This is a genomic window from Mycobacterium sp. 94-17 (assembly GCF_035617725.1).
Taxonomy (GTDB): Bacteria; Actinomycetota; Actinomycetes; order Mycobacteriales; family Mycobacteriaceae; genus Mycobacterium.
Window position 1 is genome coordinate 13,814 of the sequence record NZ_JAPIYN010000028.1, and the last position, 17,754, is coordinate 31,567.

The 17,754-nt window shown below is 69.6% G+C and carries 2 protein-coding genes; one reads left to right on the forward strand and one right to left on the reverse strand.

The genetic code is table 11. The features are described 5' to 3' along the window. Nucleotides 1–7: 7 nt before the first annotated feature. Nucleotides 8–17,053 (forward strand): non-ribosomal peptide synthetase, encoded by a 17,046-nt coding sequence (locus tag OQ789_RS23730; RefSeq protein WP_324688623.1) that lies wholly within the window; start codon nt 8–10, stop codon nt 17,051–17,053. 18 nt (nt 17,054–17,071) lie between these two features. Here OQ789_RS23730 and OQ789_RS23735 read toward each other — a convergent pair whose 3' ends face one another. Further along, entirely contained in the window at nt 17,072–17,746 is a 675-nt protein-coding gene (locus OQ789_RS23735) for an isoprenylcysteine carboxylmethyltransferase family protein (RefSeq protein WP_324688624.1), read from the reverse strand. Nucleotides 17,747–17,754: the final 8 nt, after the last annotated feature.

Consider the following 17,754-nt stretch of genomic DNA (forward strand, 5'->3'; position numbering starts at 1 on the left):
CACTCGGATGGAACGTGATGGGCGCGCGCTGCCGCTGACGCGAGGGCAGCTCGACATTTGGCTGACGCAGGACACGGGTCACTTCGATCCCGAGTGGCACATCGTCGCGTTCGCCGTCATCGCGGGCACCGTAGACCCAGCGGTACTGGAACAAGCCATCCGACACGTGGTGGCAGAAGCCGAGCCGGTCAGGGCCGCCTTCTTCGAGGTCGACGGCCACGTCTTTCAGCAGCCGATCGAAAACCCGGACGTCGAACTTCCCTTTTACGATCTGCGCCATTTGCAAGAATCCGTGCAGGAGGCCGACCGGCTGGCCGAATTGATTCGGCGCACCCCAATGCCGGCCGCGGGCCCGCTTTTCAAATTCGCGCTGTTCCGGACGCGGCAAGACGAATTCCGTTGGCTGCTGTGCTTTCACCATCTGGTCATCGATGGATTCGCGACCGTGCTTTTCGCGAATCGGGTTGCTTCGGTCTATTCCGCCCTCGTCGCCGATACGCCGGTGCCGCCCGCATTCTTCGGTTCGCTGCAGGATCTCGTCGACCACGAGTCCGAATACGAGAACTCTGAGGACTACGCCGACGATTCCGCATATTGGACCGAGAATCTGCCACCGGAAACCGGCCCCCAATACGGGCAGGAGCAGTCGGCCGAGGGCCGCGATTCCGTTTCCGATTCGGTCCGGTTGGATTCATCGGTCGTCGGCCGGGTCCACGAACTCGCCGACTCACTGAACATGCGGCGGTCATCCGTCATCACCGCGGCGTGCGCGCTACTGGTCCGCGAGCGGTGCGGCGGAGGTTCGCACGTGGTGCTGAACTTCCCGGTCAGCAGGCGAACGGGCGCCGGCTTGGGCGCCGTTCCCGGGATGGTGTCGGGCGTTGTGCCGCTGGTGCTGACGGTCTCGCCGGGATCGACGGTCGCGGATTTTTGTGAGCACGTCGACGTACGCATCCGAGAAGCGGTGCAGCATCAGCGATTTCCGGTGCACGTTCTCGAACGCAAAAACCAGGTGGCCGGTGCGGGGCGGCCGTCGAACAGGGTCGGCGTCAACTTCGTTCCCTCGATCACCATCCTTCCCTTTGGCGACGCGCCGACGACGGGCATGGTCGCGCGTTTCGGCCGCGTCGACCACTTCGAACTGTTCTTCCTCAGCGCCGACGGCCAGCTCTCGCTGAGCACCGCGGGAGCGGGGCAGCCGCTCGCCGATTTCGGCATCGCCGAGCTGTCCGACGGGTTACAGCGGCTCTTGGTGGGAATGACCGCCGATCCGGCACGACCCCTCTCATCGCTGGGACTGCTCGGCGACGACGAGGCGGCCCGGCTCGATGAGTGGGCTAATCGGGGGGTGTTGTTGGGGTCGGGGGTGTCGTCGGTGTCGCTTCCGGTGTTGTTTGGTGAGCAGGTGGGGCGGGTGTCGGGGGCGGTGGCGTTGTGTGGGGGTGGGGTGTCGTGGACGTATGGGGAGTTGGATGAGGCGTCGGATCGGTTGGCGCGGGTGTTGGTGGGTGTGGGGGCGGGTCCGGGTGAGCGGGTGGCGTTGATGTTTTCGCGGTCGCCGGAGGCGATTGTGGCGATTGTGGGGGTGTTGAAGTCGGGGGCGGCGTATGTGCCGATTGATCCGGCGCATCCTGAGGCGCGGGTGGAGTTCATGTTGGCTGATGCGTCGCCGGTGGCGGTGGTGACGTCGGCGGGGTTGGTGGGGCGGTTGTCGGGGTGTGGGGTGCCGGTGGTGGAGGTGGAGCGGGCGTTGGCTGGTGATGGTGGTGGTGTGGGGGGTGGGGTGTTGCCGGTGGTGTCTGGTGAGGATGTGGCGTATGTGATTTATACGTCGGGGACGACGGGGGTGCCCAAGGGGGTGGCGATTAGTCATCGCAATGTGGTGGAGCTGATGGGGGCGATGGGGTCGTGGGTTGAGTTGGCGGGGCGGGTGTGGTCGCAGTGGCATTCGTTGTCGTTTGACGTGTCGGTGTGTGAGATTTGGGGTGCGTTGCTGCATGGGGGCCGGTTGGTGGTGGTGCCGGAGTCGGTGGCGCGGTCGCCGGAGGATTTTCGGGCGTTGTTGGTGGCGGAGCGGGTCAGTGTGTTGAGTCAGACGCCGTCGGCGTTTTATGCGTTGCAGGCGGCGGAGGGGTTGGTGTCGGCGGGGGGGCCGGGGTTGGCGTTGGAGGCGGTGGTGTTTGCCGGGGAGGCGTTGGAGCCGGCGCGGTTGGCGGGGTGGTGGCAGGCGTATCCGGGGGTGCCGCGGTTGATCAATATGTATGGCACGACGGAGACGACGGTGCATGCGTCGTTCCGTGAGATTGGGGAGGGTGATTTTGCGGGGTCGGTGAGTCCGGTGGGGGTGCCGTTGGGGCATTTGGCGTTTTTTGTGCTGGATGGGTGGTTGCGGGTGGTGCCGGCGGGGGTGGTGGGGGAGTTGTATGTGGCGGGTGCGGGTGTGGGTGTGGGGTATGTGGGTCGGGCGGGGTTGAGCGGGTCGCGGTTTGTGGCGTGTCCGTTTGGGGGGTCGGGGGTGCGGATGTATCGCACGGGGGATTTGGCGTGTTGGGGTGTTGATGGGCAGTTGCAGTATTTGGGGCGCGCGGATGAGCAGGTCAAGATTCGTGGGTTCCGGATTGAGTTGGGGGAGGTGCAGGCGGCGCTGGCGGGGGTGGACGGGGTGGGGCAGGCGGTGGTGATTGCCCGGGAGGATCGGCCGGGGGATAAGCGGTTGGTGGGGTATGTGACTGGGGCGGTGGATCCGGTGGTGGTGCGGGCGGCGTTGGCGCAGCGGTTGCCTGAGTACATGGTGCCGGTGGCGGTGGTGGTGATTGAGGCGGTGCCGTTGACGGTGAACGGCAAGCTCAATAAGCGGGCGTTGCCGGCGCCGGAGTATCAGCAGGTCGATCATTACCATGCGCCGGGGACCCCGACCGAGGAGATCCTGGCCGGTATCTACGCCCAAGTCCTGGGCCTTGACCGGGTCGGCGTCGACGACTCCTTCTTCGAACTCGGCGGCGACAGCATTCTGTCGATGCAGGTCGCGGCGCGGGCCAGGGCGGCCGGCCTGCTGTGCAGGCCGCGTGACATCTTCGTCGAGCAGACCGTCGCCCGCCTGGCCCAGGTGGCCAAGGCCGCTGACGGCACAGCCGGCGTGACCGATGAGGGCGTCGGGCCGGTGATGGCCACCCCCATCATGCGTTGGCTGCAGAGCATGGACGGCGCCGTCGAGCAGTTCAACCAGACGATGATGCTGCGGGGCCCGGTTGGCCTGACCCAGGACGACGTCGTTCTGCTGCTGCAAGCCCTGTTGGACCGGCACGCCATGCTGCGCCTGCGCGCCGAGGTCGACGCCGCGGGGGGATGGTCGCTGACGGTGCCCGAGCCCGGCTCGGTAGACGCCCGGGACTGCCTGCACACGACGGACGTGTTGTCCGATGCGGCGCTGATCGAGGCGCGGTCGCGGTTGAACCCCGCCGACGGCGTCATGCTTCGCGCGCTCTGGGCGGCGTCCACCGGCCAGCTGGTGCTGCTCATCCACCACCTGGCCGTGGACGGGGTGTCGTGGCGAATCCTGTTGGAGGACCTCAACCTCGGCTGGGCCCAGCACCACAGCGGGCAGCAGGTGACGTTGCCCCCGGCCGGGACGTCGTTCGCCCGCTGGGCCAAGCTGCTGGCCGAGCACGCGCACGCGCCCGAAGTGCTGGACCGATACGCGCAGTGGGAACAGGTGGCATCGACACCTCCGGCGCTGCCTACCGTCCAACCCGCGCGGGATACCTTCGCCGGCGCCGGACGCCTGTCGGTGTCGCTGGACGTCGAGACCACCCGCATGCTGATGGGCCACGTGCCGGCGGCCTTCCACGCCGGCGTGCAAGACATCCTGCTGATCGCGCTCGGGTTGGCCGTCGCGGAGTTCCTCGGCACCCCGGCCGCGCCGATCGGCATCGACGTCGAGGGTCACGGTCGTCACGAGGAGCTGGCCCCCGACGTCGACCTGTCGCGCACCGTGGGCTGGTTCACCACCAAATACCCGGTGTCGCTGGCGGTCGATGGACTGTCCTGGGCCCAGGTCGTGGGCGGTGAGCCGGCCCTGGGGGCGGTGATCAAAGACGCGAAGGAGCAACTTCGTGGTCTGCCCGATCCCCTGAGCTACGGCCTGCTGCGGTACTTGAATTCCGACGTCGACGTCGCCTGGCCCGACTCCCCGATCGGGTTCAACTACCTCGGGCGGCTGGACACGGCTGACGACCCGTCCGGAGGCGGCTGGCACCTCGGCCCCGAGGGCCTGTCGTTGGCCGACGTCGCCTCGGCCATTCCGATGCCGCTGGTGCACACCGTGGACCTCAACGCCAGCACCGTCGACACCGGCACGGGGCCGCGCCTGCACGCCAGCTGGGCGTGGGCGCCCTCGGCGTTGGACCGCGCCCAGATGGTCCGGCTGAGCCGGCTCTGGTTCGACGCACTGGCCGGCATCTGCACCCACGTGCAAGCCGGCGGGGGCGGATTGACGCCGTCGGACATCGCGCCCGCCACGCTCAGCCAGCAAGAGATCGACGAGCTCGAGCGGCACACCGACATCGCCGATATCTTGCCGCTGACACCCCTGCAACAGGGGCTGCTCTTCCACGCGAACACCGCCCAGGGCGACGACGACCTCTACGCCTTGCAACTCGCCATCACCGTGGCGGGTCCGCTGGACCCGCAGCGGCTGCACGACGCGGTGAACACCGTGGTGCGCCGGCACCCCAACCTCGTCGCCCGGATCTGCCAGCAATTCGGCGAGCCGGTGCAGACAATCCCGGTCGATCCCATGGCCTCGTGGCAGTACATCGAGCTCTTGGGCACGGGCCCCGACGTCGACGAACAGGTCGAGCGGCTGTGCGCCGCCGAACGGACCGCAGTCAGTGACCTGGCCGGCCGGCCCGCATTTCGGGCCGCGTTGCTGCGCACCGCGCGCGACCGGCACCGGATCGTGCTGACCCTGCACCACATCGTCGCGGACGGCTGGTCGCTGCCGATTCTGCTCGGCGAAATCTCCGCCGCCTACTACGGTCAGCCGTTACCGCCGTCGGCGCCGTACCGCAGCTTCATCAACTGGCTGGCGGACCGAGACCTCGAGGCCGCCCGCGCGGCGTGGCGCGACGTCTTCACCGGGTTCGACGCACCCACTTTGCTGGGTCCGCCGGACGGAACGGAGCCCGGGCCGCGGGCCGTGGCGACTTTCCAGGTGCCCGCCGACACCACCCGCGCCCTCGGCGAGTTGGCGCGCACCCACCAAACCACCATCAACACCGTGCTGCAGGCCGCCTGGGCGAAGCTGCTCAGCTGGCTGACCAGCCATCGTGACGTCGCCTTCGGTGCCACGGTGTCGGGGCGCACCGGCGATGTCGCCGGCGCCGACACGATGGTGGGCCTGCTGATCAACACGGTGCCGGTCCGGGCGAACATCACCACGGCCACCACCGTCGCCGACCTGCTCGACCAACTGCAGAACGCCTACAACCACACCCTCGAGCACCAGCATCTCGCGCTGTCCGAAATTCACCGCGTCATTGGTCAAGACCAGCTCTTCGACTCCCTGTTCGTCTTCGAGAACTACCCGCTCGACACCGATGCCTTCTTCGGCGCGGACGGGCTGGCCATCACCGAGTTCAGCAACTACGAATACAACCACTACCCGCTCGCCGTGCAGGCGCTGCCGGGCGACGAACTCACGCTGCGCGTCGAATTCGACACCGCGCTGTTCGACACAGCCGGCATCGAAACGCTGGTCGAGCGGCTGCAGAAGATCTTCACGGTCATGACCGCCGACCCGCAACGACGGTTGTCGTCGATCGACCTGTTGGACGCGGCCGAGCACGCCCGGTTGGGTGAGTGGGCTAATCGGGGGGTGTTGTTGGGGTCGGGGGTGTCGTCGGTGTCGCTTCCGGTGTTGTTTGGTGAGCAGGTGGGGCGGGTGTCGGGGGCGGTGGCGTTGTGTGGGGGTGGGGTGTCGTGGACGTATGGGGAGTTGGATGAGGCGTCGGATCGGTTGGCGCGGGTGTTGGTGGGTGTGGGGGCGGGTCCGGGTGAGCGGGTGGCGTTGATGTTTTCGCGGTCGCCGGAGGCGATTGTGGCGATTGTGGGGGTGTTGAAGTCGGGGGCGGCGTATGTGCCGATTGATCCGGCGCATCCTGAGGCGCGGGTGGAGTTCATGTTGGCTGATGCGTCGCCGGTGGCGGTGGTGACGTCGGCGGGGTTGGTGGGGCGGTTGTCGGGGTGTGGGGTGCCGGTGGTGGAGGTGGAGCGGGCGTTGGCTGGTGATGGTGGTGGTGTGGGGGGTGGGGTGTTGCCGGTGGTGTCTGGTGAGGATGTGGCGTATGTGATTTATACGTCGGGGACGACGGGGGTGCCCAAGGGGGTGGCGATTAGTCATCGCAATGTGGTGGAGCTGATGGGGGCGATGGGGTCGTGGGTTGAGTTGGCGGGGCGGGTGTGGTCGCAGTGGCATTCGTTGTCGTTTGACGTGTCGGTGTGTGAGATTTGGGGTGCGTTGCTGCATGGGGGCCGGTTGGTGGTGGTGCCGGAGTCGGTGGCGCGGTCGCCGGAGGATTTTCGGGCGTTGTTGGTGGCGGAGCGGGTCAGTGTGTTGAGTCAGACGCCGTCGGCGTTTTATGCGTTGCAGGCGGCGGAGGGGTTGGTGTCGGCGGGGGGGCCGGGGTTGGCGTTGGAGGCGGTGGTGTTTGCCGGGGAGGCGTTGGAGCCGGCGCGGTTGGCGGGGTGGTGGCAGGCGTATCCGGGGGTGCCGCGGTTGATCAATATGTATGGCACGACGGAGACGACGGTGCATGCGTCGTTCCGTGAGATTGGGGAGGGTGATTTTGCGGGGTCGGTGAGTCCGGTGGGGGTGCCGTTGGGGCATTTGGCGTTTTTTGTGCTGGATGGGTGGTTGCGGGTGGTGCCGGCGGGGGTGGTGGGGGAGTTGTATGTGGCGGGTGCGGGTGTGGGTGTGGGGTATGTGGGTCGGGCGGGGTTGAGCGGGTCGCGGTTTGTGGCGTGTCCGTTTGGGGGGTCGGGGGTGCGGATGTATCGCACGGGGGATTTGGCGTGTTGGGGTGTTGATGGGCAGTTGCAGTATTTGGGGCGCGCGGATGAGCAGGTCAAGATTCGTGGGTTCCGGATTGAGTTGGGGGAGGTGCAGGCGGCGCTGGCGGGGGTGGACGGGGTGGGGCAGGCGGTGGTGATTGCCCGGGAGGATCGGCCGGGGGATAAGCGGTTGGTGGGGTATGTGACTGGGGCGGTGGATCCGGTGGTGGTGCGGGCGGCGTTGGCGCAGCGGTTGCCTGAGTACATGGTGCCGGTGGCGGTGGTGGTGATTGAGGCGGTGCCGTTGACGGTGAACGGCAAGCTCAATAAGCGGGCGTTGCCGGCGCCGGAGTATCAGCAGGTCGATCATTACCATGCGCCGGGGACCCCGACCGAGGAGATCCTGGCCGGTATCTACGCCCAAGTCCTGGGCCTTGACCGGGTCGGCGTCGACGACTCCTTCTTCGAACTCGGCGGCGACTCGCTGCTGGCGATGCGACTGATCGCCGCGGTCAACACCGGACTCGACGCGCACGTCACCGTCCGGGCCCTGTTCGAGACGCCCACGATTGCCGAACTGGCGCCCCGGGTCGGTGCGCACGGCGCCGGGCCGGAGCCGCTGCAGCCGATGGAGCGCCCCGCCGTGGTGCCGTTGTCGTTCGCCCAGACCAGGCTGTGGTTCATCGACCAGCTGCAGGGCCCCTCGCCGGCCTACAACATGGCGGCGGCATTGCGGCTGAGCGGAAACCTGGACACCGAGGCGCTGGGCGCGGCCCTGCTCGATGTGGTGGGCCGCCACGAGAGCCTGCGCACGGTGTTCCCGGCGGTCGACGGGACACCGCGGCAGCTGGTGATGCCGGTCGACCGCGCCGACATCGGTTGGCAGGTCGTCGACGCCGTCGGCTGGCCGGCGGCCCGACTGGAACAGGCCGTCGGCGCCGCGGTGCGCTACCCGTTCGACCTCGCCGGCGAAATACCTTTGCGCGCAAGCCTTTTCCGCGTCGCCGAGGACGAGCACGTGCTGGTTGCCGCCGTGCACCACATCGCCGCCGACGGCTGGTCGATCACCCCGCTGATGCGCGACCTCGACGCGGCCTACGCGGCCCGCAGCGCGGGACAGGCGCCCGCCTGGGCCGCCCTGCCGGTCCAATACGTCGACTACACGCTGTGGCAGCGCGCCCAGTTCGGCGACCTCGACGACCCGGACAGCCCCATCGCCGCGCAGCTCGCCTACTGGCAGGACGCGCTGGCCGGGATGCCCGAACGGCTCGAGCTGCCGACCGACCGCCCCTACCCGCCGATCGCCGACCAACGCAGCGCCAAGGTGGTCGTGGAATGGCCGGCGGAACTGCAGCAGCGGGTGGCGTCGGTCGCGCGTGAGCACAACGCGACCACCTTCATGGTGGTTCAGGCCGGGCTGGCGGTCCTGCTCGCCGGCCTCAGCGCCGGCACCGACGTGGCCATCGGATTCCCCATCGCCGGGCGGCGCGACCCCGCACTCGACGAGCTGGTCGGCTTCTTCGTCAACACCCTCGTGCTGCGGATCGACCTGGCCGACGACACGACCGTCGCCGAGTTGCTGGCCCAGGTGCGGCAGCGCAGCCTCGGCGCCTACGAACACCAAGAGGTGCCGTTCGAGGTGCTGGTGGAGCGCCTCAACCCGACGCGGTCGTTGACCCATCACCCGCTGGTGCAGGTGATGCTGGCCTGGCAGAACTGGCAAGGCAACGACCCGGCCGGCGCGATGGCCTTGGGCGACCTGCAGGTCACCGAGCTGCCGGTCGACGCCCATACCGCCGGCATGGACCTGGTGTTTTCCCTGGCCGAACGCTGGACCGGGTCCGGTGAGCCCGCCGGGATCGGTGGGACCGTGGAGTTCCGCACCGATGTATTCGACGCCGAGAGCATCGAAGTGTTCGCTCAGCGGCTCCGGCGGGTGCTGGACGGGCTGACCGCCGACCCGACGCGGCGGCTGTCGTCGATCGACCTGCTCGACGCCGCCGAACAGGCCCGGCTACAGGGCTGGGGCAACCGGTCGGTGCTGACCCAGCCGGCGGCGGGAGCGTCGATCCCGGCGGTGTTCGCCGCGCAGGTTGCCCGCGCCCCTGAAGCGGTGGCGATCCGTTACGGCGACGAGTCCTGGACCTACCGCGAGCTTGACCACGCCGCCAACCGGCTGGCGCACCTCCTGGCCGGCCGTGGCGTCGGCCCGAAGCATTGCGTGGCACTGCTGCTGTCCCGGTCGGCCGAGGCGGTCGTGTCGATGCTGGCGGTCCTGAAGACGGGTGCGGCGTATCTGCCCATCGACGCCGCCACGCCGAGCGCCCGCATCGAGTTCGTGCTGCGCGACGCCGCCCCGATTGCCGCGATCACCACCACCGCGCTCGCCGATCGCCTGAACGGCTGCGAAGTGCCGGTGATCAACGTCGACGACCCCGCCATCGACGCCCATCCGGCCACCGCTTTGCCGCCGCCCGCGGCCGATCACCTCGCCTACGTCATCTACACCTCGGGCACCACCGGCGTGCCCAAGGGCGTCGGCATCACCCACCGCAGCGTGACCCACCTGCTGCGGTCGCTGGGCGCCACCGTGCCTCCGGCGGGGGTGTGGGCGCACTGCCACTCCCTGGCCTTCGACGTCTCGGCGTGGGAGATCTTCGGCGCGCTGCTGCGCGGTGGGCGGCTGGTGGTGGTGCCGGAGCCCGTGACGCGGTCGCCGGAAGAGTTGCAGACCCTGCTGGTCGCCGAGCAGGTGAGCGTGCTGACGCACACCCCGTCGGCGCTCGCGGTGCTGACGCCCGAGCGGTTGGGGCCGACGACCGTGGTCACGGTCGGCGAGGCCTGCCCGATCGAAGTGGTGGACCGGTGGTCGCCCGGACGGGTGATGGTCAACGCCTACGGGCCCACCGAGACCACCATGTGCGTGGCGATCAGCGCGCCGCTGACACCCGGGGCGAGGGCGGTGCCGATCGGCTCGCCGGTGTCCGGGGCGGCGTTGTTCGTGCTGGACCGGTGGCTGCGCCCGGTACCCGGCGGTGTGGTCGGCGAGTTGTACGTCGCCGGTGGCGGACTGGGCTATGGCTATTTGGGCCGGACCGGGCTGACCGCGTCACGGTTCGTGCCCTGCCCCTTCGGCGACCGGGCGACGGGAGCGCGCATGTATCGCACCGGAGACCTGGTCCGGTGGGGCACCGACGGCCAGCTGGAATACATCGGGCGCGCCGACGAGCAGGTCAAGATCCGCGGGCATCGGATCGAACTCGGTGAAGTGCGCACCTCGCTGGCCGCGCTGGCCGGTGTGGACCAGGCGGTGGTGATCGCCCGCGAAGACCGCCCCGGCGACAAGCGGCTGGTCGGCTACGTCACCGGGGACATCGACCCGGCCGAAGCGCGGACCGTGCTGGCGCAGCGGCTCCCGGCCTACATGGTCCCGGCGGCCGTGGTGGCGATCGACGCGCTGCCGATGACGCCCAACGGCAAGCTCGACACGCGCGCCCTGCCCACCCCGGAATACCAGGACGGCGAGCACTACCACGCCCCCGTCGGCCCGGTCGAGGAGATCATCGCCGGCATCTACTGCGAGGTCCTCGGCCTGGAGCGGGTCGGGGTCGACGACTCGTTCTTCGACCTCGGGGGCGACTCGCTGTCGGCGATGCGGGCGATCGCCGCGATCAACACCGCCCTGGATGCCGGGCTCGCGGTGCGCGCCCTGTTCGAGGCCCCCACCGTCGCCCAGCTGGCGCCCCGCACCGCCGCCGACGGCAACGCCCTCGAGGCGTTAGTCGCCTGCGAGCGGCCTGCGGTGCTGCCCCTGTCGTTCGCCCAATCGCGCCTGTGGTTCCTGGACCAGCTGCAGGGGCCGTCACCGGTGTACAACATCCCGGTGGCGCTGCGGCTGCGCGGGCGGCTCGAGGTCGACGGGCTGGGTGCGGCACTGGCCGATGTAGTCACCCGCCACGAGAGTCTGCGGACCCTGTTCCCGACGATCGAGGGGATTCCACAGCAGGTGGTGGTGTCGCCCCGGCGGGCCGACCTCAGCTGGCAGATCGTCGACGCCGTCGGGTGGTCGGCGGACCGGCTCAACGAGGCCGTCAGCGCCGCCGCGCGCGCGACGTTCGACCTGGCGACCGAAATCCCGTTGCGGGCGTGGCTCTTTCGCGTCGCCGCCAAGGAGCACGTGCTGGTAGTGGTGATGCACCACATCGCGGCGGACGGATTGTCAGTGACCCCGCTGGTGCGTGACCTGGGGGTGGCCTACGCCAGCCGCTGCCGCGGGGAGGCGCCCGCCTGGGCCGGGTTGGCGGTGCAGTACGTCGATTTCACGCTGTGGCAGCGCGCGCAGTTCGGCGACCTGGCCGACAGCTCCAGTCGCATCGCCCGGCAACTGGCCTACTGGGAGGACGTGCTGGCCGGGCTGCCCGAGCGGTTGGAGCTGCCCACCGATCGGCCCTACCCGCCGGTCGCCGACTACCGAGGCGCCACGGCCGTGGTGGGCTGGCCGGCCGAGCTGCAGGAGCGGGTGCGCGGGTTGGCCGCCCAGCACAGCGCGACCAGTTTCATGGTGATGCAGGCCGCGCTGGCGGTGCTGCTGTCCAAGGTCGCGTCGAGCACCGACGTCGCGGTGGGATTCCCGATCGCCGGGCGCCGCGATCCCGCGCTCGACGAGCTGGTCGGGTTTTTCGTCAACACCCTGGTGTTGCGGGTCGACCTGGCCGACGACCCCACCATCGGGGAGGTGCTGTCGCAGGTGCGCCGGCGCAGCCTGGCCGCCTACGAGCACCAAGACGTGCCCTTCGAGGTGCTGGTCGAGCGGCTCAACCCGACCCGGTCGCTCACCCATCACCCGCTGGTGCAGGTGATGCTGGCCTGGCAGAACTTCGCCGGTGACCCCACCGGCGGGCTGGCGCTGGGCGACCTGAACGCCACCCCACTTCTGGTGGACACCCGCACCGCCCGCATGGACCTGACCTTCTCCCTGCAGGAGCAGTGGACGGAGGAGGGTGAGCCCGCCGGCATCGTCGGGACCGCGGAATTCCGCACCGACGTGTTCGACGCGGCCACGGTCGAGTCGCTGATCGAACGGCTGCGCCGCGTCCTGGAGGCGATGACCGACGACCCGAGTCGACCGCTCTCGTCGATGGACCTGCTCGACGAAACCGAGCACACCCGGCTCGACGAGTGGGGCAACCGGGCGGTGCTCACCCAACCCGCGGGCGCGTCGGTGTCGATTCCGGTGCTGTTCGCCCAGCAGGTTGCGCGCGCCCCGGAGGCGGTGGCCATCACCTGGGAGTGGCGTTCGTGGACCTATCGGGACCTCGACGAGGCGGCCAACCGGCTCGCCCACGTGCTGGCCGACCACGGGGTGGGCCCCGGCGAACGGGTGGCGCTGCTGTTGCCGCGGTCGGCCGAGGCGGTCGTGGCGATGCTGGCGATCCTGAAGGCCGGGGCGGCCTACCTGCCGATCGACCCGGCGCAGCCGGCGGCGCGGATGCACTTCATGCTGGCCGACTCCGCGCCGATGGCCGCGATCACCACCGCGGACCTGGCGGAGCGGCTGGCCGGGGTGGACCTGGCCGTCATCGACGTCAACGACCCTGGCACCGAGACGTATCCGAGCACGCCGTTGCGGGCACCCGCGGCGGATGACATCGCCTACCTGATCTACACCTCCGGCACCACCGGCCTGCCCAAGGGAGTGGCCGTCGCTCACCGCAACGTGACCCAGCTGCTGGAAACCCTCAACGCGGATCTGGAATTGGGCGGACAGGTCTGGACGCAGTGCCATTCCCTGGCCTTCGACTACTCGGTGTGGGAGATCTTCGGTGCGCTGCTCGGCGGTGGGCGGCTGGTGGTGGTGCCCGAAGAAGTGGTGCGCTCGCCGGACGACCTGCACACCCTGCTGGTCAGCGAACAGGTCAGCGTGCTCAGCCAGACGCCGTCTGCCTTCTACGCGCTGCAAACCGCCGATGCGCTGTCCCCGGAGCTCCGGCATCAGCTGAAGCTGGAGACTGTGGTGTTCGGCGGGGAGGCGCTCGAACCCGCGCGCCTTGGCACGTGGCTGCACAACCACCCGGGATCGCCGCGCCTGATCAATATGTACGGCATCACCGAGACGACCGTGCACGCCTCGTTCCGCGAGGTCATGCGCGACGACGTCGAAACCACCGTCAGCCCAATCGGATTGCCGTTGGCCCACCTCGGCTTCTTCGTGCTGGACCGGTGGCTGCGCCCGGTTCCGGCGGGTGTCGTCGGCGAGCTGTATGTGGCCGGGTCCGGGCTGGCATACGGCTACGTGGGCCGGGCCCCGTTGACCGCGTCGCGGTTCGTGGCCTGCCCCTTCGCCGGCGCCCGAGCGCACGGGGCGCGGATGTATTGCACCGGGGACCTGGTGTCATGGGGCACCGACGGGCAGCTGCGCTACGTGGGCCGCGCTGACGAACAGGTCAAGATCCGCGGCTACCGCATCGAGCTCGGAGAGGTCCAGGCGGCGCTGGCCGGCTGCGACGACGTCGGGCAGGCGGTGGTGATCGCCCGCGAGGACCGCCCCGGCGACAAGCGTCTGGTGGCGTACGTCACCGGGACCGCCGGCGCGAGCGCGATACGCGCCCAGCTGACCGAGCGGCTCCCGGCCTACATGGTGCCCGCCGCGGTCGTGGCCCTCGAGGCGCTGCCGCTGACCGCCAACGGCAAGATCGACAAAAAGGCCCTGCCGGCACCCGAATACCGCGACGACGATCACTATCGCGCCCCGGCCAACCCCGCCGAGGAGACCCTGGCCGGCATCTACGCCGAAGTGCTCGGGCTCGAGCGCGTCGGGGTCGACGAGTCGTTCTTCGACCTGGGCGGCGACAGCATCCTGTCGATCCAGGTGGTCGCCCGCGGGCGCGCGGCCGGGCTGCTGTACCGGCCACGCGACATCTTCGTCGAGCAGACCGTGGCCCGGCTGGCCGCGGTGGCCAAGGTGGCCGACGGCGCCGACGGGCCGGCCGACGAGGGCATTGGGCCGGTGGTGGCCACGCCGATCATGCGCTGGCTGCACAGCACGGGCGGGACGTTCGAGCAGTTCAACCAGATGGTGGTGGTGCAGGCACCAGAGGGCGTTGACGAGTCCGACGTGGTCGTGATGCTGCAGGCCCTGCTGGATCGGCACGCCATGCTACGGCTGCGCGTCGACGACGACGGCGCCGGCGGCTGGTCCCTGACGGTGCCCGAGGCCGGCTCGGTGGATGCGCGGGATTGCGTGCAGGCCGTGGACGTGCTGTCGGACACGACGTTGATCGCGGCGCGGTCGCAGCTGAACCCGGCGGCCGGGGTGATGCTGCGCGCGGTGTGGGTGGCGTCCACCGGCCAGCTGGGGCTGGTCGTTCATCACCTGGCCGTCGACGGGGTGTCCTGGAGGATCCTGCTGGAAGACCTCACGATCGCCTGGTCCCAATGCCACAGCGGGCAGCAGGTGGTGTTGCCCGCGACCGGCACGTCGTTCGCCCGGTGGGCGTCGTTGCTGGACGCGCACGCGCACACCCCGGCGGTGGTGGACCTGGCCAAGACGTGGCAACAGGTGGCGGCCGTCCCGGCCGCGCTGCCCGCGGTGCGCCCCGAGGTGGATACGTTCGCCTCTGCCGCGCACTTGTCGGTGGAGCTCGACGTCGACATGACCCGCATCCTGCTCGGCGAGGTGCCTGCGGCATTCCATGCCGGGGTGCAAGACATCATGCTGATCGGGTTCGCCCTGGCGTGGGCGCAGTTCTTGGGCACCGGCGCCGCGCCCATCAGCATCGATGTCGAGGGCCACGGCCGCGACGAGGAACTGGCCTCCGACGTGGATCTGACCCGCACCGTGGGCTGGTTCACCGCCAAGTATCCGGTGTCGCTGACGGTCGGCGGGCTGAGCTGGGCGAACGTGGTGGCCGGTGACCCCGGGCTGGGCGCGGTGATCAAGGACGCGAAAGAGCAGCTGCGGGCCCTCCCGGACGGGCTGACCTACGGGCTGCTGCGCTACCTGAACCCCGACGTCGACCTGTCGGGACCGGACCCGGCTATTGGCTTCAACTACCTCGGGCGCCTGGCCCCGCCGGCGGCGAACGCATCCGGCGACGGCTGGCGACTCTGCCACGAGGGCCTGTCGCTGACCGGGGCGGTCGCGGCGATCCCGCTGCCGTTGGCGCACACCGTCGAGGTCAACGCCGGCACGGTCGACACCGACGCCGGGCCTCACCTGCGCGCCACCTGGACCTGGGCGCCGTCGGCGCTGGACCGTGCGCAGGTCGGGGAGCTCGGCCGGTTGTGGTTCGACGCCCTGGCCGGCATCTGCGCGCACGTCAGGCACGGCGGCGGTGGGCTGACCCCGTCGGACATCGCCCCGGCGCGGCTGCGTCAGCACCAGATCGACGAGCTGCACGAGCGCTACGACCTCACGGACATCCTGCCGTTGACCCCGCTGCAGCAGGGGCTGCTCTTCCACGCCACCTTCAACCGGGGCGGCGACGACCAGGTGTACGCGGTGCAAGTCGATGTCGCCGTCGCCGGCCCGCTCGACCCGGACCGGCTGCGTGATGCGGTGCAGGCGGTGGTCGGCCGGCATCCCAACCTGGTCGCCGAGTTCTGCGCCCAGTACGACGAGCCGGTGCAGGTCATCCCCGCCCAACCCGAGGCGCCCTGGACGTATGTCGACGTGAGCGGCGAGCAGGCCCCCGAGGACCGGATCCGGGAATTGTGCGCCGCCGAACGCGCTGCGGTCTGCGACCTGACCCACCAGCCGGGCTTCCGGGCGGCGCTGATCCGCACCGCGCCGGACCGGCACCGGATCGTGCTCACCAACCACCACATCGTCTTCGACGGCTGGTCACTGCAGATCGTGCTGCGGGAACTGTTTGCCGGCTACTACGGCCGGCGGCTGCCCACCGCCGCGTCGTACCGGACCTTCCTGGCCTGGCTGGCCGACCGGGACCGCGACGCCGCCCGCGCCGCCTGGCGGGAGATGTTCGCCGGCTTCGACACCCCGACACTGGTCGGCCCGCAGGACCGGTTCGGGCTGGGCCGGCGAGGCGTCGCGACGTTCCGGCTGTCCGAGGAGACCACCGGAGGAGTCAGCGAGCTCGCGCGCACCCACCACACCACCGTCAACACCGTGCTGCAGGCCGCCTTCGCGCAGGTGCTGCAGTCGCTGACCGGCCACAGCGACGTCGCCTTCGGCGCCGTGGTCTCGGGCAGGCCCGCGGAGGTGGCAGGCGTGGAATCGATGGTGGGGCTGCTGATCAACACCGTGCCGGTGCGCGCCACCATCACGGCGACGACCACCACCGCCGACCTGCTCGGCCAGCTGCAACGCGCCTACCACCACACCCTCGACCACCAGCACCTGGTGCTCACTGACATTCACCGCGTCACCGGCCACGAGCAGCTGTTCGACGCCGTCTTCGTGTACGAGAACTACCCGACGGACGCCACCGCGCTGGACGCGACCGAGCTGACCGTCGGCGAGTTCGCCAACCGCGACTTCTACCACTACCCGCTCACAATCCAAGCCGTCCCGGGCCGCGAACTGCTGCTCAGCGTGCAATTCAGCACGGAGGTCTTCGACAGGGCCGCCATCGACGCGCTGGTGGCGCGGTTCGAACGGGCGTTGGTGGCCATGACCGCCGATCCGGCGCGGCGGCTGTCGACGGTCGCCCTGCCCGACGCGGACGGGCGGACCCGCCCGGATAGCCGTCCCGGGTCGGCGGCCACCGCGATGCCGGCACCCGGGGAAAGCCCCGCGGCGTCCAGCCCCGCGGCCGCGCTGATCGAGCAGATCCTGATGGACATCTACGCCGACGTGCTGGGGCTGGGCCACGTGGGGCTCGACGATTCGTTCTTCGACCTGGGTGGGGATTCGCTTTCCGCGATGCGGGCAATCGCCATGATCAACGCCATGCTGGACGACCGCTTTTCGGTGCGTGACCTGTTCGACGCGCCGACGGTCAGAAGGCTGAGCAGGGTCGTGGACCTACGCCTGGATGAGTGATACCGCGCGCGGCGGCCGTCACCACATGTACGGCACCAGGCGGTAACGCACCTTCCCCGTGTACTCGCGGTAGCCGACCAGGTCTTGGGCGAGGAGCTGCTCTTCGTCGCGAATGCGTGAGGCCAGCACCAGCACGCCCGGGATGAGCAGGACGAGTCCCCAGTAAGAGCCCAGGGCGAGAGGGATGCCGGCCATCATGATCAGGTTGCCCGTGTACATGGGGTGCCGCACAAGCCCGTACAGGCCCGTGGTGACGACCTGCTGGGTTTCCTCGACCCGGACGGTCGCGGCCGCGTGGCCATTCTGGATCACCACAAGGGTCGCCACGCAGAATCCGGCGGCCACCAGGACGTCGCCCACCAGGCAGACGGCCGTCGGCACCGCCGACCAGCCGAAGCGATGGTCGAGTCCGCTGACCACCACCGTCGTCGCCAACGACAGCCACCAGCCGGCCATCACGAGCTTCTGCACCTTGCGGGTCTCCGCCGCCGGGCCGCCGCGCATCCGGCGCTGCAGGGCGACCGGATCGGTACGCAGCAGGTAGATGCCGGCGGTCCACGACGAAATCGCGAACACCCCCAGGAACACCCACGCCTGCCAATAGTGGACCGTGAACGCCGCCAAGAACACCATCAAGCCGAACATGGCGGGCTCAATGAGCCCGAACAGCAACATTTTCGGAATGTTTTTCACGGATCCTC